This window comes from Chryseobacterium sp. 2P, assembly GCF_059579425.1.
Genome location: NZ_CM184194.1, coordinates 370045 through 393145 on the forward strand (window position 1 = coordinate 370045; position 23101 = coordinate 393145).

8 protein-coding genes are annotated in these 23101 nt (G+C 34.1%); all 8 read left to right on the top strand.

What is annotated here, in order from left to right; all coding sequences use genetic code 11:
• The first annotated feature begins 27 nt into the window (after positions 1-27).
• A complete protein-coding gene (locus tag AC52CF_RS01605) occupies positions 28-1635 on the top strand; it encodes an MBL fold metallo-hydrolase (protein WP_214587370.1) in 1608 nt (535 codons plus the stop codon).
• Between the two features lie 119 nt (positions 1636-1754).
• A complete protein-coding gene (locus AC52CF_RS01610) occupies positions 1755-12041 on the top strand; it encodes an amino acid adenylation domain-containing protein (protein WP_496517751.1) in 10287 nt (3428 codons plus the stop codon).
• A gap of 56 nt (positions 12042-12097) precedes the next feature.
• Positions 12098-14437, top strand: coding sequence for an outer membrane beta-barrel family protein (locus tag AC52CF_RS01615; protein WP_214591059.1), 2340 nt, complete (start codon positions 12098-12100; stop codon positions 14435-14437).
• Positions 14438-14462: 25 nt separating this feature from the next.
• Positions 14463-15701 (top strand): glycosyltransferase, encoded by a 1239-nt coding sequence (locus AC52CF_RS01620; protein ID WP_214591058.1) that lies wholly within the window; start codon positions 14463-14465, stop codon positions 15699-15701.
• A complete protein-coding gene (locus AC52CF_RS01625; protein ID WP_214591057.1) occupies positions 15701-16390 on the top strand; it encodes a thioesterase II family protein in 690 nt (229 codons plus the stop codon). The genes AC52CF_RS01620 and AC52CF_RS01625 overlap by 1 nt, the downstream gene beginning before the upstream one ends.
• Positions 16391-16406: 16 nt before the next feature.
• Positions 16407-18023: a cyclic peptide export ABC transporter gene (locus AC52CF_RS01630; RefSeq protein WP_496517752.1), complete on the top strand. Its 1617-nt coding sequence runs from the start codon at positions 16407-16409 to the stop codon at positions 18021-18023.
• 12 nt (positions 18024-18035) lie between these two features.
• Positions 18036-22439: a non-ribosomal peptide synthetase gene (locus AC52CF_RS01635; protein ID WP_290263784.1), complete on the top strand. Its 4404-nt coding sequence runs from the start codon at positions 18036-18038 to the stop codon at positions 22437-22439.
• A 53-nt stretch (positions 22440-22492) separates the two neighbouring features.
• Complete coding sequence (locus AC52CF_RS01640; RefSeq protein ID WP_375181517.1) at positions 22493-23092, top strand: 4'-phosphopantetheinyl transferase family protein; 600 nt, start codon at positions 22493-22495, stop codon at positions 23090-23092.
• The last annotated feature ends 9 nt before the right edge of the window (positions 23093-23101 follow it).

Sequence of the window (23101 nt, forward strand, 5' to 3'; positions counted from 1 at the left end):
GTAAAAATACAACAGAATATATAGTATATGGAAGAATTGGATAATAAGTATTATTTGAAACTTAATGTGATCATTGAGCCTCTGATCGATTTTTGGTACGCCTGGTCACACCTTATATCTCCGGCTACTGCAGCAATGAATATTAAAAAGCGCCATCTCAGAATTATGGACTCTTATATTAAAAATTCTAAAACCCACAGTATAGCTGTTAAAAATCCTAAAATGCTAGGAGGTCCGTTTATGGATTATCAGGATGAAAGAGTAGAGGAAATCACAAAATTATATGATGACACCATTCAAAAAAGAAAGCATTTATTAGAACTGGATGAGGCATTAAGAGAGCTAAACCAGATTTTACAGGTAGAAATGAAAGGATTTTCTCTGAACAAGATGTATGATAAAGTCCCTGAAATTCTGAAAGGGTATGTAGAACTTTATTATGACCTGAATAATAATGTTAATTACAGACTCATCGAGCCGTTATTATACCAGAGTAAATATTATGATGAATCTTGTCAGTCTATTGCATTACAGCTTATTGATGCAGATGATTCAAGATCATTTGTATTAAGTACACCCAGATTACCTGAAGATCATGTTATTCAATTGGAAATTCCTTTCAAATCAGAAGTGATTGACGAATTGTTCAGAATGAAAAAAATTCCAGGAAGCTATGAAAGCATTAAGAATCTTTTAAATATCCCTGCTGAAAAAGAAGAGCATTTCAAACAGTTTTTTACAACAGAAAAACCATCTGAATTCAAGGCATACGACGGACCTGGCGTCAGAACCAGATATTTTGGTCATGCCTGCGTTTTGGTAGAAACAAAAAAGATATCAATACTGGTAGATCCGGTAATAAGCTACGATGGCTATGAAACCGATGTAAACAGATATACCATTAATGATCTTCCTGAGGAGATTGATTACGTTTTGATTACACATAACCATCAGGATCATATTCTTTTGGAAACCCTATTGCAGCTTCGCCACCGGATAAAAACAATTATTGTTCCAAGCAGCAGCAAAGGAAATTTACAGGATCCGGACCTTAAACTAATGTTTAAAAAAATCGGATTCAATCAGGTTATTGAGCTTCACGAGCTTGAAAGTATTGAAATGGAAAACTGTACGATCACAGGGCTTCCTTTCTTAGGAGAGCATGCTGATCTAGATGTGAGAAGTAAACTGTGTTATCATTTCTCTTTGCATAATGGAATCAGGCTTTTATTTGCAGCAGATTCATGTAATATAGAACCGAGAATTTATGAAAAGGTAAAAGAAGTTGTAGGCGAAGTGGATGTATTGTTTTTAGGAATGGAATGCGAAGGAGCTCCTTTATCTTGGTTGTATGGACCGTTGATGTATGAAAAGCTGGATCGGGATAAAGACCTTTCCCGACGCCTGGCGGGCTCAGATTATAATCAGGGTATGGCTTTTATCGATATTTTTAATCCTAAAGATGTGTTTGTATATGCTATGGGAATGGAACCTTGGCTGGTTTTCATAAGTTCTATAAAATATACTGATGAATCCAAAGCAATTGTAGAGTCTAATAAGCTTTTGGAAGAATGTATAGCGAGAGGAATTGGTGCCGAAAGACTTTTTGGAGAAAAAACGATAGAATATCTGTAAGGATACATATGGTAATAATTATTACTGTTTTATACTTATCATCTTTTACACTAATGTAATTATCCGTCCGTACTGCTGAAGTATAATGTCTGATGATTATTAACATAACAAAAAATTATATGAAGAGTTTCATTGAAAAATTAAAAGAAAATAATATTGAAGTTTTATTAAGAAGTGATAGCCTTGAAATAGTTTCTTATAAAGAAAGTATTTCAGAAGAACTGTTGGAAGAAATAAGAACCCATAAAGATTCTATCGTTCAGTTTTTAAAAAGTAATTCTTCTGACCATATTTTCAAAGATATTAATGGTAATATTCATTATAAGGCATCTTATCCACAAATAGAAATATGGGCTGCGTGCCAAGATTCAAAGTCTTCTGCAGCGTATCACCTGCCTTCATTTATTCAGGTTGAACATACTTTGGATATTGAAACTCTAAGAAAAGCTCTGCAATTTGTTATTAATAAATATGAGATATTGAGAACGAATTTTACTTTGAGTATCTCCGGTGATTTGCTTCAGGTCATTCATCCTGAAAGCAGTATCAATGTGGATGTAATAGATTACAGACATGCAAACTATGAAAAAGGCATAGCATTTATCAATCAGGATAATCTTATCCGGTTTGATCTGGAAAAAGATCCGCTATTAAGATGTTTTTTAATTAAGCTGCCGGGTAATCAAAGTTTATTTTACTATAATATACATCACATTATATCAGACGAATGGTCCGGTAAAATATTTGAAAATGAAGTGTTTATTGCTTATGATGCTTTCTTAAATGAGAGCGAGAGCAAACTGGAAAATACACCCTACAGATACAGAGACTATATAGACTGGTATCAGACACAGTTGAATAAAACGGATCATCATAAACAGTATTGGAAAGATATCTTATCACCGTTACCTGATGTTCTTCAGCTTCCTACGAGCAAGCCATATCCTTCATTCAGGACTTATGACAGTATTTCTGCACGGATGTTCTTATCAGAATATGAAACCAACCTGCTCCAAAAACTTTCACAAAAGCTTCAGGGAAGTTTATTTACAGGGGTACTTACAATTTTAAAAGTACTTATTTATAAGTATACCAATAATGATGACCTCATCATTGGATCTCATATGGCCACCAGAGAAAGAGCCGAATTTGATAAACAGATAGGTTATTTTCTTAAAACTCTGATTCTGAGAAATACAGTTTCCGAAACAGATAGTTTTAACAGTCTGTTTAACAGGATTAAGAAAAATCTGATACCGGCATATGAACATTCTATATATCCGCTAAGTGAGATCTTAAAAGATATTAATTTCAAAAGAGATCAAAGCAGAAGCTCCGTTTTTAATATTTCAATAACTTTTCATGACGAAAGAAAAGATCCACATCTTACACAGGAAATTTATACCAACATCATTGAGGAAGCGGAAAGCACCTGTAAATATGATATAGAATTCCATTTTGGAGTAGTTAATAGTCAGTTATACATACGGGCAAACTATAATACAGAAATATATGAACCTCATATCATTCATAGCTTTATCAGGCATTACAGAGAACTCATATTAAAATTCAGCCAGGCTCCGGATATTTCTATCAGCGAGATAGATTATCTGGTTGACGGAGAGAGAAAAAAAATTCTGAAATTGTTCAATAGAACAAGTGCCTCTTATCCTGAAGAAAAAACACTGGTAAATCTGTTTGAAGAACAAGTAGAAAAAACTCCGGATAATGTCGCTGTTTTTTATGAGGGTAGAGAGCTGAACTATTCAGAGCTGAACTCCGTATCCAATCAGCTGGGGCACTACCTTCGGGATCAGTATGCGATTCAGGCAGATGATCTGATCTGTATCAAGCTTCCCCGAAGTGAAAGAATGATCATCTCAATTCTGGGAATCTTGAAATCCGGAGGAGCCTATGTTCCTATTGATATTGATTATCCGCAGGAACGTATTGATTATATTCTGAAGGATACGGGAGCAAAAGTCGTTATAGACGAATCGTTTTTATCAGATTTTGAAAAGGTAAAAGATGATTATTCAGCCATCAATCCTGACTGTGCTGCAAAACCCGATAATTTGGCTTATATCATCTACACTTCAGGAACTACAGGAAATCCTAAAGGCGTAATGATCACGCATTCCAATCTGATGAATTATGTTTGCTGGAGCAATGGTTTTTATTTTAAAGAAAATGACCGGGGTAACTGGGGATTATTTACCTCTATATCTTTTGACCTTTCCGGGACTGCTGTTTTTTGTTCTCTTTCAAGAGGAAGCAAATTATGGCTGGGAAGTTCACAGGACAATAGTCTGCAGTCCCTTTTAAATGCATTGGGGAATGAGGAAATAGATATTCTTAAGCTGACCCCGTCCCATATTTCTTTACTTAGACATGCTGCAATCAGTAGCACAGGGATCCGTAAAATTATTTTAGGAGGTGAAAAGCTTTATAAAGAACATATCAACATCATTCAGTCAATCAGTGATAATATAGAAATCTATGACGAATACGGACCTACAGAAGCAACTATCGGATGTATAGCCCATAAAACAGATGGGTCAGCAGCCTCCATAGGTAAACCCATTTCCAATACTCAGGTTTATATTTTAGATGACCATCATCAGTTGGTACCTGAAGCAGTAATTGGTGAATTATATATTGCGGGAGCAGGTTTGGCCCGTGGATATTTGAACCGTTCTGATCTTACTGAGGAAAAATTTATACCGAATCCATTTGTTGCCGGAACTAAGATGTATCGTACAGGAGACCTTGGACGATGGCTTCCTGATGGAAGAATAGAATACATGGGAAGAATTGACCACCAGGTAAAAATAAGGGGGCATAGAGTTGAGCTGGGCGAAATTGAGAGTCATGCACTGTCTTACAGTAACTCGATCCGGAGTGTCGTGGCGGAAGTAAAAGAGCATCAGGGAGACAAAAGCCTTGTGGTCTATTATGTAAGCGATTCGTTGATAGATAAACAGAAATTATCTCAATATTTAGAAACCAAGCTGCCCCAGTACATGCTTCCCGGTTTTTACGTTGAACTGGAAAGTATCCCATTAACAGGTAACGGAAAAGTTGACCGTAAGAACTTACCTGAAGTATCGTTAGCAGACTTGATAAAGAATGAATATGTAGCTCCGGTTACAGAAGAACAGCGTATTTTGGTGGAAGTCTGTGAGCAGGTACTTAAGCATAGCCCTATAAGCATTCGTGACAACTATTATAACTTGGGTGGAGATTCAATTAAGTCAATTCAAATCGTATCCAGATTACGCTTATATGGATATTCTTTAAAGGTAGAATATATATTACAGTATCCTTTATTGGAGGAATTAGCCCGGCATATGACTACTGATGTTGTAGAAATCGACCAGTCGGTAGTCACAGGGGATTCTATTCTTACTCCGATTCAAAAGTCATTTTTTGAAAACGAGGATATTCATAACAAGAATTATTATAATCAGTCTGTTATTCTCAAAAGTCAGGAAAGGCTTTCAGGAGCAGCATTAGAATTATCCCTGCAAAAGCTTGTCGATCATCATGATGCATTGAGAATGGTATACACAAATAAAGAAGGAATGTGGAGACAGTTTAATTCTGATACTTCACGAAAACATTATCGTCTTGAGTATTTCGACCTGAGAACAAGCACATCTGAATCCGAAGAACTTGAAAGTTTACAGAAGATAGGAGATGCACTGCAGAGCAGTATTGATATCACTTCAGGAATTATATTCCATGTTGGTCATGTTTCCTTGAGAGATGGTGACAGACTGATTCTGATTCTTCATCATTTGGTAGTAGACGGAGTTTCATGGCGTATATTACTGGAGGACCTGGGAAATCTGTATGGATCAGAAATCAAAGGAGAACCATATTCTCTGCCAGCGAAAACGGATTCATTTCAGACGTGGGGCAGAACATTGGAAGAATATAGTAAAAGTCAGGCTCTTTTGAAGGAACGCAGATATTGGGAGAGCATAGAATCGGGGGACTACTCTGTGCCGGAACCAGATTACTTAGTAAATGGTAAACAAATACCGGATAAAAACATAAGGTTTACTCTTACAGCAGAAGAGACCCGGTTATTAAAAACACGTGCAGGCAGAAAATATGGAGCAGAAATTAATGATCTGCTGCTTACAGGTCTGGCGCTGTCATTACGGGAACAGTTTGGAATCAGTAAGACCAGGGTGATGATGGAAGGGCACGGAAGAGAGGCTGTCTCCCCCAATATAAATATCAGCCGTACCGTAGGCTGGTTTACCTCTGTTTTTCCATTCTCACTGGATATCAGTAATGCAGAACAGCCGGAATTAGTGAGTATTAAAGAAGGACTTCGCCGTATTCCGGACAAAGGAATAGGCTATGGGGTATTACATTATTTGGATAAAAGAATCTCCTCCGCAGAGATCCCTCCTATACAGTTTAATTATCTGGGAGATTTTGATGATATTGGTAATGGTACGATAGAGAATAATGCTTCAGCGTTTCAATATTCTTCTGAAAATATAGGAGCAGCCGTACCCGCTGAAAATATGTCATCAAACATTTTGCTAGATGTATCCGGGATGACCGTACATGGAACAATGAATATAGATATCCGTTACTCAGATAAAATATTTACAGAATCTACTCTTAAAAAATTAACAGAGTCTTATCAGCGTCATCTTCGTATCCTGATCATGGAACATGGAGAAGAAAGAATACTAACTCCTTCTGATCTTACCTATAAAGGACTGTCTTTTAAAACCATCAGTGATCTTAACAGGGGAAATACAGTAGAAGATATCTATGAGCTTTCACCAATGCAGCAGGGATTGTATTACCACTGGTTTGTTGATCCGAAAGGGTCTGCCTATTTTATGCAGGCTTCCTACAGGATCAAGTCTCCTAATCTGGATCTATCATTGGTAGAAAAAGCTTTCGGTATTTTGGTCAATCGCTATACAATTCTTCGTACATCGTTTGACAATCGGTATGGTAATGTTCCGCTTCAGATAGTTCATAAAAAAGCCCGGGTAGACTTTAAGCATTTTATTTTGGAATCAGCAGCGGATTTAGATGATATTAGACAGGGTGATATTATGCGCGGCTTTAATCTTAATGAGCCTACCCAGATGCGTCTTATGGTCGTTGAGCTGCCTGATGGGGCATTTGAGTTTATCTGGAGTCATCACCATATTATTATGGACGGATGGTGTTTGGCAATTCTGATTAATGATTTTTCTATAATTTTAAGTTCACTGCAGCAGAGAATAGAAATTAATTTGCCGGAACCGCATAGATACTCATCCTATATAAAATGGTTAGCAAGAATTGATAAAGAAGAAGCAATGGCTTATTGGGAGAATTATCTTAAAGGAATCAATGCTCCAAGTCCGTTACCTTTCGAAAAACAGGTAAAAGAGGAAACGCCCCGTTTCATTGCAGAAAAATTCATTATAGGAAAAGAAGAATTCCTTTCTGTTAATCAGTTTTGCAAGCATTTAGGAATTACACTGAACACTTATGCTCAAGCCATATGGTCATACCTGTTAAGCTCTTATAACGGAACGGAAGATGTTGTATTTGGAGCAGTAGTATCTGGAAGACCGCCAGAGATAGAAGGTATTGAGAATATGGTAGGATTGTTTATCAATACAATTCCGGTGCATATTAAAGTGAGTAAAGAAGATACCCCTCGCAGTCTTTTGGAAAAAGTTCACCAAGACTCTATTCAGAGTACAGGTTATCATTTTAACAGTTTGGCACAGATTCAGTTATTATCGCCTTTGGGCAAAGATCTCATTAAAAATATTATTGTTTTTGAGAATTATTTAAAGAATGAAGAAGCAAATGCTGAATCTTCATCCACTGCAGGGCTTGCTTCAGAAAATGTAGAATCATTTGACCATTCCAATTATGATTTCAATTTTGTTGTTACTCCGGATAAAGACTGTCTACATATAGAGTTCAGATACAATTCATCGGTATTTTATTCTGAAGGGGTTACCAATCTGGTTTCCCATTTTAAGAAGGTGCTGAGCCATTTTATAACCTCAGCAGATATATCATTGTCAGAAATAAATTATCTGGTTGACGGAGAAAGAGAAAAAATTCTGAAATCGTTCAATAATACAAGTACCTCTTATCCTGAAGAAAAAACACTGGTGAATCTGTTTGAAGAACAGGTAGAAAAGACTCCGGACAATGCCGCTGTTTTTTATGAGGGTACAGAGCTTAACTATGCTGAGCTGAACGCCTTATCCAATCAGCTGGGGCATTACCTTCGGGATCAGTATGCCATTCAGTCAGATGATCTGATTTGTATCAAGCTTCCTCGAAGTGAAAGAATGATCATCTCAATTCTGGGGATCTTAAAATCCGGAGGAGCGTATGTTCCTATTGATATTGATTATCCGCAGGAACGTATTGATTATATTCTTAAGGATACGGGCGCAAAAGTCGTTATAGACGAATCGTTGTTCTCAGATTTTGAAAAGGTAAAAGATAATTATTCAGCCATCAATCTTGACTGTGTTACAAAACCTGATAATTTGGCTTATATTATCTATACTTCAGGAACTACAGGAAATCCTAAAGGAGTCATGATTGAAAACAGAAGCGTAATCAATCTTATAAGCGCTCAGTCTCATCAGTTTCAAATTGATGACAAAGAAAGAATTCTTCAGTTTTCCAATTATGCCTTTGATGCATCTGTGGAACAGATATTCCTTGCTCTTCTAAACGGAGCAGCGCTTTATCTTATTTCAAAAGTACAGCTTATTGATTATCATTCTTTAACCGTATTTTTAAAAGAAAATAAGATTACCCATTTTCATGCGGTTCCTGCTGTAATAAGAGAGGTAAAGCCTGATGAAGGATTTTCTTTAAAAAGAGTAATTGCAGGAGGAGACGTCTGTAGCAGGGAGTTAGCGGAATCCTGGAGTTCCATATGCCGTTTCTATAATGAATACGGCCCTACTGAAACAACGGTGACTTCGGTTGAGCTAAGGTTTGATAAAGAATGCCATTTTTCTATTGGTAGGCCTATTTCCAATACTCAGGTTTATATTTTAGATGATCATCATCAGCCGATACCTGAAGGAGTAATTGGTGAGTTATATATTGCGGGAGCAGGTTTGGCTCGCGGATATTTGAATCTTTCTGATCTTACTGAGGAAAAATTTATATCGAATCCATTTGTTGCCGGAACTAAGATGTATCGTACAGGAGACCTTGGACGATGGCTTCCTGATGGAAGTATAGAATACCTGGGAAGAATTGACCATCAGGTAAAAATAAGGGGATATAGAATTGAGCTGGGTGAGATTGAGAGTCATATACTGTCTTACAGTAACTCGATCCGAAGTGTCGTGGTGGAAGTAAAAGAATATGAGGGTGAGAAGAACCTTGTAGCTTATTATGTAAGTGATTCGATGATAGATAAGCAGAAATTATCTCAATATTTAGAAACCAAGCTGCCCCAGTATATGCTTCCCGGTTTTTACGTTGAATTGGAAAGTATTCCTTTAACACATAACGGAAAAGTTGACCGCAAGAATCTTCCTGATGTACTGTCAAAAGATCTGATAAAGAACGAATATGTAGCTCCGGTTACAGAAGAACAGCGTATTTTGGTAGAGGTATGTGAACAGGTGCTGAATCAAAAATCGATAAGTATCAAGGATAATTTTTATAATCTGGGTGGAGACTCTATCAAATCGATTCAGATCGTATCAAAGTTACGTAAGTACGGATACACCCTTAAGGTAATGCATATACTGCAACATCCGGTTTTAGAGGAATTATCCGATTTTATAACAGCTCATGTTATCCCTGTTGATCAGTCTGCTGTAGCAGGAAACGTTGTTCTGACCCCTATTCAGAAGCATTTTTTTGAAAATAATGAAATTGTCAATAAGAACTATTACAATCAGTCCATACTGTTAAAAAGCGATGACAGACTTTCCGGGTCTGTTATCAATAGTTCTGTAGAACGTTTGGTAAATCATCATGATGCACTGAGAATGGTATACACTAATGAAGAAGGAAAATGGAGCCAGTTCAATGCTGATACCTCAGCTAAACATTATCGATATGAATATTTTGATTTAAGAACAGGCATGTCCGAATCTGAAGAACTTGAAGGTTTGCAGAAGATAGGAGAAGAGCTACAGAGCAGCATTGATATCACTTCAGGAATTTTGTTCCATGTTGGGCATGTTTCCATGAGAGATGGTGACAGACTGATTTTGATTCTTCATCATTTGGTAGTTGACGGAGTTTCATGGCGTATCTTGCTGGAAGATCTTAATAATCTGTATCATTCAGGTATTTCCGGGACTCATTATAACTTTCCCGCTAAAACACATTCTTTCCAGAAATGGGGTCATGTTTTGCAAGAATATTCAACGAGTAAATCTCTTTCGGAAGAAAATGAGTATTGGAACAGTATAGAATCGGAAATGTATCCAGCTATTTCTACAGATTATAATTATAGTGGAGAAGGAAAGTATACACTGAACAGGAATGCAGGTTTTAGCTTAAATGAAGAGTCAACAAAGCTTTTGTATACAAAAGCAGGTAAAAAATACGGAGCAGAAATCAATGATCTTCTGCTTGCCGGGCTGGCTTTATCATTAAAGGTACAGTTTGGAATTACTAAAACCAAGATTCTGATGGAAGGGCACGGAAGAGAAGAGATTTCTTCAGGCACAGATATCAGCCGTACAATAGGATGGTTTACCAGTATGTACCCTTTTTCACTGGATATTAGCAATGAAAGCCGCCCTGTGATAGAAAGCGTAAAAGAAAGTTTACGCCGTATTCCTAAAAAAGGGATTGGTTATGGAGTTCTTTATTATCTTACAAAAAGTATTATTTCTGGTTCAAAAGCCTTGATACAGTTTAATTATCTTGGAGATTTTAATGATATCAAAGCAAATGATGCCGAAAAAAATATTTCTCATTTTCAGCTTTCGTCAGAAAATATTGGTCAGGCTGTCCCTTCGGAAAATTTATCTACAGATATTTTGATAGATATTTCCGGGATGACTGTGAATGGAGTTATGAATATAAATTTTCGTTATTCTGATGAGGTATTTACACCGGAATCAATTGAAAAATTATGTGCTCTATTTGAAAGAAATATTAAAAATATAGTGAATGAAAGTGAAAATAAAGACTGGGCATATGGGGATGCTATACCTGTATCGCCTAATCAGTATTATTTGTTTAGAAACCCATATTCATCAGTTAGTTTTAATATAAAAATAGATCAATTTAATGATAAGCATTTTGAAAATAAGCTTAGGAAATCAATTTCCAGTTTTCCTTTTTTAATGACAAAATATGAAAAAGAAGGAGATTTTTATATTCAGCGCTATTTATCTGAAAAAGAAATTGTAATAAAAATTCGAACGGAAAATATACAGAAGAAATCTGAAAAAGAAATTGAGAGGATTGGTAAGAAAATGATGCTCAGTCCATACAACGTACTGGACGGAGAACTTATCAGGGTGTTTATTATTAAAACTGAGGATAAAGACCCATGCATAGCTTCAGTGTTTTTTGGTTTACATCATTCATTATCAGATGATTACACGGCGAAATATCTTAAAAAAGCATTAGAGAATTATTTCAATACCGGAAGTGATATTGCGGTACATCCTCATCATTTTAATTTTATTGATTCTCAGGAAAGCTTTCTGAAATCACACGAAGGATTAACATTAAAAGATAAACAGATTCAAGAAATATTAAAAACACCATTATATCATCATAGTACGAAAGAGGTGTCGGATATTGTTTATTATCAGAATTTCACGATTAAGGAGTTTTTTATTACGGGCGAAGATTTTGCAATTTTTCAAAAAATATCTCAAAAAACATTACTGCCGTTCAATGCATTTTGCTTATCCATCTTTTTGAAACTCATTAACAGCTATAATGATCAAAGCAGAAGATTTTATGGGGTTACAAGCAATAACAGAGAAAATTCAGAATATGAAAAAATACTGGGGGTTTTAACTAATTTAATCATTTTATCATATCCTGATTTTAATACTTATTCAATTCCGGAAATACTGAAAAATTATGGAGAAATGATAGAGGCTAGAACAACACAAAAAATTCCTTACGAAGTAATCAGGAAAGAGATACAAGTAATGAAAAATAAAGAACTCGAAAGCAATATTTTAGGAATATATAATTATTTTAATCAAAGCGGCGAAGCAAAGGAGCATAAAGGCTTTATTGAATATGAAATGCCAATAACCGATTTTGATGGGCTTAACTTCAAAGTCTTTGAATATTCTAATGGAGTTCTGCTTCACCTATCATATCCTATATCTGGGAAAGCAATCAATTTCTCAGAATATATTCAGGAATTCTTAAATTTTATAAAAACACAATAGTCACTTACACTATGTATATGAAAAATTCTAAACTGTTATATCTCTTAACTCTTTGTATGCCATTATTTTTTTATTCTCAATACAAAATAGAAGGTAGAGTTTTAAATAAAGAAAAAGAGCCGATAAAAAACATAGAAATTTTTTTTTCGAACAAAAGTCATGATAAAGATAAAAAAGTAATTACTAATGAGAATGGCAGCTTTGTTACCGAACTTGTAAAAGGTACTTATAATATGGTTATACGTGATTCTGAATATAAGTATTTTGAAAAAGTAATTAATGTTGATTCTAATATGAAAACAGCAGATATAGAATTACAGTCTTTATCTAAAATGATTGAAGAAGTAAGACTGACATCCTCTCCAAAAATGGCGGTTCAGAAAATTGACAGAGTGGTATTTAATATCGAAAATAATGCGCTTGCGAATAAAGGAAATATTTTTGAATCTTTAAAAATGGTTCCAGGACTGGTTTTGAAAAATGACCAGATTGCTATGTTAGGAAGAGATGCTGTAAAAGTAATGATTGATGGCAGAATGATTAATCTGAGTGGAGATGATATAAAAAATTTCCTTAAATCAATCCCCAGCGAAAACATCAAATCGGTAGAGGTTATTAGCAATCCCTCTGCACGTTACGAAGCAGAAGGAAACAGTGGAATAATTAATTTAGTTCTTAAGAAAGCAAAAAATAATTCTTGGAGTAATAATATGACACTTTCCCAAGATGTTGCAAAAGCAAAATATGTCCTTAGAGCAGCAAGCAACAGTTTTACTTATCAGAAAAATAAAATTAGTTTTTTATTCAATTTACGGTATGATTACGGGGATATATTTGTAAATCAACGTTTAGACACATATTTCTCGGAACCATATCTTACTGATTCTGGACAAAAATGGAACTATAATCAGCTTTCGGGAAGGTTTTTAATCGATTATGAGCTTAGTTCAAAAACCAAATTTGGAGTACAGTATTTAGGAGCTGTAAACAATAATTATGTTGATGATCATTTAAATACAACAGTCGCCAACAGCAATTTAATACCTAAATATTTTTTAAACGGAGATGGTCATACTCATGATGAAAATAATAATCATCTATTAAATTTCCATTTGGACCAGAAACTAGATACTATTGGTAGAAAGCTTAATATAGATCTAGATTATCTGAGTTACAATACTGATAAAGGAAATATAATACTTTCTAATAAATATGATACAGGGAATAATTTTGAAGGAGTGAATTTCTTCAACCGGGCCATTTCTGACCAGATTATCAATAATTATAGTGTAAAGTTTGATATTGACCATCCAGGAAGGGCAGTCAACTTTTCCTATGGAGGGAAGCTCACTTTTACCAATACAAGATATCAGCTTAATAATTATGATTTGTTAGCCAATGCAGCCCTTCAGTCAAATCAGTTCAAATTTAACGAGGATATTCAGGCTTTATATATCAGTGGGACAAGAAAACTGTCCGATAAGTGGGAGTTACAGGCAGGTTTAAGAGCAGAATATACCCAGACAAAAGGGTATTCTGTTTTGATTAATCAAACTGATTACAATAAGTATTTTCAGCTTTTTCCTTCCTTATTCGTTAAATACGATATAAATAATAAAAACAACTTGGTGCTGAGTTATGCACGAAGAATACAAAGACCATCATATGGACAGCTTAATCCTTCACGTTTCTACATGAACAGTCAGGCTTCCTCAATGGGAAATCCTTATTTAAAACCTTCTTATGTTGATAATGTGGAATTATCCCACACTTACAGAAATCTTACTTCAAAAATGACATTTAATATAAACTCCAATGCTTTTGATGTAATTTTTAAGTCAAATGAAGCTACTAAAGAACTTATTTCCACATATGATAATTATTATCGCAGTTATGGATATTCTCTTACAGAATCATATGAATTCAAAACATTTTCCTGGTGGAAAACGTATGTAACTCTTTTCATGAACTATTCTTATTCGCATAATATTAAAGACTATAATCTGCTGATGAGAAACGGATTGGAGTTTTTTGGATCGCTTAACAATTCTTTTAATTTGAACCATTCAAAAACGTTGACTGCAGATCTGAATTTTTGGTATGGTTCGCCATACAACAGGAATGCCTATCATTATTCGAAAGGGAACTCACTTGATGCTGCCATCTCTTATAAAACGCCATATAAAGGATTAAATCTAAGCTTTGCGGTTTATGATATATTTAATTCCAGTCCGCGCATGATGACCTCAGAACTGAACGGGATTGTACAAACTTATGTATCTTATAGCAATAACAGATTTTTCAGACTTTCTGTAAACTACACATTCGGAAATGATAAAATTTCCAAAGAAGAAAGAGGGTTTGGTAATGAAGATGAAATAGGACGAAGCAGATAATCTTAAAAAATAACTGATACGCTTTATGAAAAAAGTACTGGTCTATACTGATCCATTCAGAGGAAATATAATTCCTACCCTAGGAATCAGTGAAAAACTTCGCCAAAAGGGAATTCATGTTCATTATATCGGTGTACCGGATGTAACAGAAATAATATCTGGAACATCATTTCCGTTTACCACTGTTTTTGAAGACTATTATCCGAAAAATAGTACCTATCTCTCAGGTAAAATTAATGCAGATGTTATCCGGACCATTATTAATGGGGAACTTAATGGGTTAATCAGTAAGCTTAATCCATCAGCTATTATTTTTACAGCTTATAATCCGATAGAAGCAGCCACTTTCTATTTAAAATACAAGATAAAGACATTTCTGTTATATTGTCATTTTCCAGTAGATAATGACCTCAGTAAAAAATCATTAACAGACAAGATTAAAGAATGGAGTATCAATATGCTGATGGATGATAGTAATCTTGAAGCCACTAATCTTCTAATTGATCTTATCATTAGCCAAGGATACACCATGAATTCTTTGAATGATATGCTGTCTGTTTTTGAAAACTTCTATAATGTAGTTCCAGCTTCAGAAGACTTTTTAATAGAAGATGCAAGCATAAAAGAAAATGATTTTTATATAGGAGCCTGTATACCTGAGCAGAATATATTTCACTCAGATTATGATATTCAAAAGCTAGAGAATGAACTTTTTGAACAAAGGAAATCAAAAAAAACGATAGTTTATTGTTCCTTAGGTTCTTGGGCAGAGCAAATAGATAAAGAAAAAACTCAAAAAATTTTGCAAATGGTTATTGGCTCTTTTCAGCAGGAAGCAATGAAAAATCATATTCTTAATATATCTGTCGGAAATCTTTTTGAAGACTATAAATCTCATGAATCGGATACCATAAGGATTCATAAATGGCTTCCTCAAATGACCATGCTTGAATATTCTGATCTGGCTATTATACATGGAGGGATGGGAGGCGTTAAAGAATGTATAATGAATGAAATTCCTATGATTGTTATTCCATTAGGCCTTGATCAATTTGAAAATGCAGACCGGATAGTTATCCATAAACTAGGAATTAAAATGGATGTTTCTGCTTTAAATAATCACGAAATTATTTTCACAATTAAGCAGCTTCAGAATGATACTGAGATAAAAGACGGCTTATCTAAAATGAAATCTAGTTTTGAAAAAGCATCGGAAAATGATATGTGGATCAACCTTAACAACGAAAAATTAACAACGAAATAATGAATAAACAACTTTTTTTGTTACACTTTGCAGGTGGCAATAAATATTCTTATAATTTCTTACAGAGCAAACTAAAATCAGATATTGAGTTTATCCCGATTGAGCTACCGGGCAGAGGAGCTCGGTTTGAAGAAAACCTTATTAGAGATAAAGAAGAAGCAATACAGGATCTGTTTTTACAGATAAAGGACAAAAGAAATGGTAAGCCTTATGTAATTTATGGGCATAGTATGGGGGCAATATTAGGATTCTCAGTAACCGAAATGTTGGAGAAAGAAAATGATGCACCAAATTATCTGATCGTGTCTGGAAACCCGGGACCTTTAGAAGACCATAGTTTTTCTCTTCGGTATAATTTGGATGATGAAACCTTTAAAAAAAGAATTGCAGAGTTAGGAGGAGTTCCCGATGAAATTATTGAAAATCAGGAGACATTTGCATTTTTTTCCACTATCATGAGAGCTGATTTTGAATGTGTTGAAAAAGATCGGCAGTATGAAAAGAATAAGATTATTCAAACACCTATTTATGCAATAATGGGAAGTGAAGAAAACTTATCTGCAAGGATCAGGAATTGGGAAAATTTTACAAATTCTTCTTTTAATTATTTGATCTTTGAAGGAAATCATTTTTTTATACATCATCATAGTAGAGAAATCGGAAAGTTAATTAATTATTGTTTCGTTTAGTTCATAAAATTTAGTTATGCTAAAAATAAAATCAAAACATATCGCTCTGATATCTGTATATGCTTTAATAAGCAGTTTATTGAGCTTTGGTATTATCTATATAATCAATAATACGCTGTCAAATAAATTTTCAGTAAACGGGTATATTTATATTGCATTCTTTTCTTTTGTAATTTATGCCTATTTATTGAATATTTTCTTTCAAAAGCAATTGAACAAAATAACGTTTGATTTGCTAACTAGAATGGAAAAACAGCTGTTTCAGAAAATTTTGGAAACCCCTTTGGTAAAAATTGAACAATGGGGTACTCAGAGATTCTATACTGCAGTAGAAGACATAAGAACCTTTTACGCATTACCAGGAGTAATTACTTCAGCATTTTCTTCTCTACTGATGGTTATACTCTGTATAGGATATCTCATAAGCCTGTCCTGGATATCGGCACTAATTATTATCTTATGTATTATCATTATTGCAGGGATGTACTATCTTGTAATGAACCTTTTGTCAAAATCCATAGAAAAAATTAGAAAATATAATGAGTCTTATTTTGGATATGTGCAGGATGTAGTGAACGGATTTAAAGAATTAATGATAAGTGATAGAAGAAAAGAAAGATTGCGTGAAGACTATGTTTACAAAAATAGAAATGAGGCGTATAAATTGGATTTTAAAATAAGTTTTTCCTTCCTTTCAATAGGGCTTATTAGTCAGTATGGGATGTATCTTATTATAGGAACGATTCTCTTTATTTTACCAGAACTCGGCTGGCTTAAAAAAGAATTTGTAATTCCGTATGTTCTTGTTTTACTATTTATTGGTGGCCCAATAAACGCTATTATCAATCTTCAAGACATCGTTACCAGATTATTTGTTGCCAACAAACGGATGAACAGTTTTTATGAAGATTTTAAAAATGATAATGCTAATAAGAAACTGAATGTAGAACTTGCTGTTGATTTTTCAAAATTAAACTTTAAAAATATCCATTTTAATTATAAAAATAACAATGCGGATGCCAATTTTGAGTTGGGACCTGTGAATCTGGAAATCAATAAAGGAGAGGTTATTTTTATCGTTGGCGGAAACGGAAGTGGAAAAAGTACCTTCATTAATATTCTTACAGGTTTATATGTGCCTGATCAAGGGGATATATTTTTTAATGAGAAAAAAATTGATTCAGAAAAAGAAATTCAGAATCTTATTTCAGCTGTATTTACAAGTAATCACCTCTTTTCTCAAAACTTTGATGATTATGAGCTGAAAGATAATGCTAATTACAAAAGATTACTTGAAATCTTTAAACTTGAAAATATAGTAAAAGATGATTCTGAAGAATCTGCAAGAAGACAGTTTTCTAAAGGACAAAGTAAGAGAATGGCTTTGATTTTTGCATTATTGGAAGATAAGCCAATTTTGGTACTTGATGAATGGGCTGCAGATCAGGATCCCTATTTTAGGAAATACTTTTATGAACAATTAATCCCGAAATTGAAATCAGAAGGTAAAACAATTATTGCTGTAACACATGATGATAGATACTTCCAATATTGTGATAAGTTGCTGAAGTTTGATTACGGTAAAATCGTAAAAGAAGATATTCCTGAGAATTTTCAAAACGCATATTTTTAATATTTACATTTTATGAAGTTAACTCTTCCTCAACAGGATATCTTTTTTGAACAGTTATTATATCCAAATGCACCCATTTATAATATAGGAGCCAAAATAGAAATAAAGGGCGAAATATATCTTAATACTCTTCAAAAAGCTTATCATGAAATGATTTGTCAACATGATGCCTATAGAAGTTTTTTAAGAGAGAAAGATGGTATTGCTATTATAAACATATCTGAAACCCCCAGAAACCTAGAGTTTGTTGATTTTTCAGATAGCATAGATTCCGTGTCTAGAGCTGATGAATATATGCAGAAAGAATTTTTATTGCCTTTTGATTTATTAAAAGATTCCTTTCTGTATCGGTTTGTTTTGGTAAAATGTCATGAGAATTTATATTATCTTTTTTCAGTATATCATCATATTATCACTGACGGTTGGGGTACGTCCCTGATGTTCCAGAGATTAATTAAAAATTATAATGACCTGCTGAATTTTGATAAACTACAAGAACAGTATCCTTATGAATATAAAAAATTTATTACAGACGATCATGCGTATCAGAATTCTGAGGAGTATCGAAAAGACAAACAGTATTGGAATGAAAGATATCGGGATTTACCACAGATTATTTTTAACAAAAAAGAGACTGCAGAAAAGAATCTTACAGAAAGTGAGCGCAAAGAGCTTATTGTTAAAAGAAAAGATTATAATAGACTTATAGAAATAGGTAAAAAACATAATTTTTCTACATTTCACAGCTTCTTGGGACTACTTTTCTTTTATTTCGGACGAATTAATCACAGTGAAGATTTTGCGATCGGGATTCCAGTACTTAACAGAAACAGTAAAGTATTTAAAAAAACAGTAGGACTGTTTATGGGAGTTTCTCCTTTAAGAATTAAGCTGAATTACCAGAACAGCCTGATAGATCTTATAGAAGATGTGAAAAAGCAGTTAATGTCAGACTATAGGCATCAAAGATACCCTCTCGGGAAAATAGTGCAGGATTTAAAACTATATGGCGAAAAAGATAAACTGTTTAATCTCACATTTTCCTATGAAAAACATAATTATGCTGACCATTTTGCAGGGACGGTAACTACAGTACTTCCTCTTACCAATAAATCTGAGAGAGTAGCATTAGCCATTTATGTGAGAGAATTTGATGATGAAGAAAACATAAAGATAGATTTCGATTATAATAAGGCATATTTTGATGAATATTCCATCATACAATGTACGGAGCACATCAATCATATGATTTTAAATATAGAAACGCTGGCACATCAATCATTGAAAAATATTTCATTCATGTCTGTGGGAGAGGAAGAAAAACTTTTTTCATTTAATGAAAATGCGATTAAAATAAAATATGATGATAATGAGCAAACATTAATTGACTTGTTCAGCAGAAGGGTTCTGGAGTTTCCTTGTAAAGAAGCCATAGCAGATGGTACATTATCATTATCTTATACAGAAGTTGACAGTATTTCATCTCAGGTAGCCCACTTTATCCTAAATAATTACGCTTCCGAAAATGCAATTGCTGTTTTACTGAATCGTTCAGCCTATATGGTATGCACCTTGTTGGGGATAATGAAGGCCGGAAAAGCTTATATTCCACTTGATCCTGAATTTCCTGAAAGCAGGCTGCAATATATTGTAGAAAACAGTAAAGTCAGTCTCCTCATATCTGATGAAAAAATTCAGGTTGAACTTACAGATATCAACAGAATTTTTTTGCGTAATATTCTTGAACACAGCCATGAAACCTCTGAAAAGAGAGTTAGATCTGAAGATACGGCCTATATTATCTATACTTCCGGCTCTACCGGATACCCTAAGGGAGTTGAAATAGGACATGCTTCCCTGCTGAATCTGTTAAAAAGCATCAGCATCCAACCGGGAATAAATGCCGTAGATAAATTATTCTCAGTCACAACATATTCCTTTGATATTTCTATTCTGGAGTTTTTTACCCCTTTAATTAACGGAGCAACACTGTATATAGCTGATGAAAATATCCTAAAATACCCCACAGCCACAATACATGAGATAGCCCAAGTAAATCCTTCCGTCATCCAAGCAACACCAAGCTTTTTCAAGAGGCTCATCAGCTTTGGGTGGATACCAGATTCAGGATTAAAAATATTATGTGGTGGAGACCTGCTGAGTAAGGGACTGATCGAAGAGCTCATCCCGCACTGTCATGAAATGTGGAATATGTATGGACCTACGGAAACAACAATATGGTCCTCAACTAAAAAAATAGAAAAAAATACTTCCCCTCAGAATATAGGAAGTCCAATTGCCGAAACGTCTTTTTATATTTTGGATGCAGATCTTAACCTTTTACCCATAAATTCCATTGGAGATATTTATATCGGAGGAAAAGGCCTTGCGAAAGGATATTACAATAATGAGCAGCTTACCTCGGAAAGGTTTATAAAAAGCCCTTTTAGACAGGGAGATCTGATGTATAAAACCGGAGATGTCGGGAAATGGAATGAAGCCGGCGAAATCATTTTCTTCGGAAGGAGTGATCATCAGGTTAAAATAAATGGCTACAGAATTGAACTGGGAGACATTGAAAACCATATGAACACCATTGAAAATATTGAGGATTCTATAGTAGTGGTTAAAGACCATGATGGCGAAAAAAATTTGGTAGCTTACGTAAAGGCCCGTTCAGAAGTGAGCATTTCGAAAATTTATGATATACTGAGTTCAGACCTGCCCTATTATATGGTTCCTCAGTTTATTTTTTCCGTAGAAGACTTTCCGCTTACTCCTAATAAAAAAATAGACCGGCAGTTGCTGTCGGCTAAAGAGCTTCCTTCTTTGCAAGAAGGGGGTAGCAAAAAGAAAATTGATAATGATTTGCTGATTCAGGAATTAAAAGTAATCTGGAAAGAAGTATTACATCTTCAGAATGATCTTAAGCCGGAAGATAATTTTTTTGAATTGGGAGGACATTCTATTTTGGTTACCAAATTAACGAATCTGGTCAATAAAAATTTCTCAGTTCAGATATTAATGAAAGACGTTTTTGAAAACCCGGATCTTTATTCTTTATACCATTTCATTCTGAAGAAAAAAAATAAACTTGGAGTGATCCCGGCTGCGCCGGTGCAGGATTTTTATAAAGTAACTCCCACACAAAAAAATATATGGTTGGCTTGTCAGAGAAAAGAGGTTTCACCAGCATTCAATATGTTTATGGAGTTTGATGTGGTAGGCGTTATTGATATTGTTTTACTGGAAAAATCTATACAGAGCATGATATCGGAAAATGAAATATTAAGAACCAACTTTGCATTGCATGAAGACACCATCTGCCAGAAAATCAATGCTTTTGAAAATGTTCATTTTTCCTTAGAGATGAATGAAGTAGATAATGAAGCAGACTATAAACATATTGTCAACCAGTATACTGGTTTTTGTTTTGATCTTGAGAAAGAAATACTCTTAAAATTAATGATTCTAAAGCTTGGGGAAAGATATAAGATTCTTTTTCTGACCCATCATATTATTTTTGACGGAATTTCTACGGAATTATTCATTAAACAGCTGATTTCCGTTTATAACAATCCCTCCTTTGTCATAATTCCGGCTCATACTGAAATACAGTTTAAAGACTATAGCCACTGGTATTATCAAAATACAGATATTGAAAAAAATAATCTTTTCTGGGAAAAATATGTTGAGGGGTATCAGTATGAACCTTTTCTGAAGAAAGAAGCTTCAGTACCTGAGAGCTATACAGGGAATATATTTACTGTTTCTTTAGATAATTCCTTGTCAGCTCGCTTAAATAATCTGGCAAAAGAAAAAAAAACAACTCCTTATCTTTTAATGCTGACTTCCTTGTTGGTATTGTTAAATAAAATTTCAGGACAGTCGGATATTTGTATAGCAACTGTTGACTCCGGAAGGTCAGTTCCTCAGGTAGACTCCCTTCTCGGGGTTTTCATAAAAAGTCTTTTATTAAGAGTGAAGCTCGGAGAAGAACAGTTTACTGAAATACTTGAGAAAGTGACCCATGAATTTTTAGAAGTCAATAAGTATGAAGAAGTTTCAAATAATACTTTTTTGAAGCATCATGTTGATATTATGTTTGTAGTCCAGAATCCTGATTTTAGTTATCATACGATTGATGGGTTTTCAGATTTTTCAATACAGACTGTGGAACAGGATTCGGTTTTTAATAAATTTCCTGTTATAATGAATGTTATTAATGATACAGACCAGATCCATATGGATGTCAGCTATAACAAAAGCCTTTATAAAGAACATATAATCAGAGATTTTTCCCAAACCTATATTAACTTCTTGAAACATATTTTATCACTAAACTCTGAGCTGGATTCCGGGTATAAGGACTTTTTTTATGTTAAAAATTCCTTTGATATTGATTTTGATTTTTAACTATGCTTACAATATATTATTCCTTTATTAGAAAGGAAGTTCATGAGTTTTTGATGTCAAATTACAGATACGAGCTGAGTAGTGATTTTCAAAACAGGATTTTGAGGTATAAGAATTGGTCGGATGCACAATTATCACTTTTAGGCAGGATGATGCTGTTTGATATCCTGAAAAAAAAATATCGCTTACATATGACAGATAATGACATAAGATTCACTAAAAATAAAAAACCATTCTTTGAAGACGCTCCTATTAATTTTAATATTTCACATGCTCACCATATTTCTATTTGTGGAGTAACAGAAGACGGGGAAATAGGAATTGATATTGAAAAAATTCAGCCTGTAAAAATCGAAGATCTTGGCTTTTGCCTTACTCCAAATGAAAAGAAGAAAATCAACGAAAGTATGAATAAAGATCAGTTGATTATTGATATATGGACAAGAAAAGAATCCCTGATAAAATTGATAGGTAAAGGCCTTACAATTCCGCTGAGTGAAATTGAAACCCAGTCTGCGGAAGATAATGATACACTGCTCTATAACGGGCAGAATTTTAATATCAAAAAGATATATATCGCAGATGATTACTGTTGTTATGTGTGCTCAGAATTACCCATTAAAGATATATCTATAAATGAATTTAAAAATTAATTACTCAAT

Coding starts and splice junctions, on each gene's coding strand:
- AC52CF_RS01605 (WP_214587370.1), top strand. CDS start 28: ATGGAAGAATTGGATAATAAGTATTATTTGAAACTTAATGTGATCATT.
- AC52CF_RS01610 (WP_496517751.1), top strand. CDS start 1,755: ATGAAGAGTTTCATTGAAAAATTAAAAGAAAATAATATTGAAGTTTTA.
- AC52CF_RS01615 (WP_214591059.1), top strand. CDS start 12,098: ATGCCATTATTTTTTTATTCTCAATACAAAATAGAAGGTAGAGTTTTA.
- AC52CF_RS01620 (WP_214591058.1), top strand. CDS start 14,463: ATGAAAAAAGTACTGGTCTATACTGATCCATTCAGAGGAAATATAATT.
- AC52CF_RS01625 (WP_214591057.1), top strand. CDS start 15,701: ATGAATAAACAACTTTTTTTGTTACACTTTGCAGGTGGCAATAAATAT.
- AC52CF_RS01630 (WP_496517752.1), top strand. CDS start 16,407: ATGCTAAAAATAAAATCAAAACATATCGCTCTGATATCTGTATATGCT.
- AC52CF_RS01635 (WP_290263784.1), top strand. CDS start 18,036: ATGAAGTTAACTCTTCCTCAACAGGATATCTTTTTTGAACAGTTATTA.
- AC52CF_RS01640 (WP_375181517.1), top strand. CDS start 22,493: ATGTCAAATTACAGATACGAGCTGAGTAGTGATTTTCAAAACAGGATT.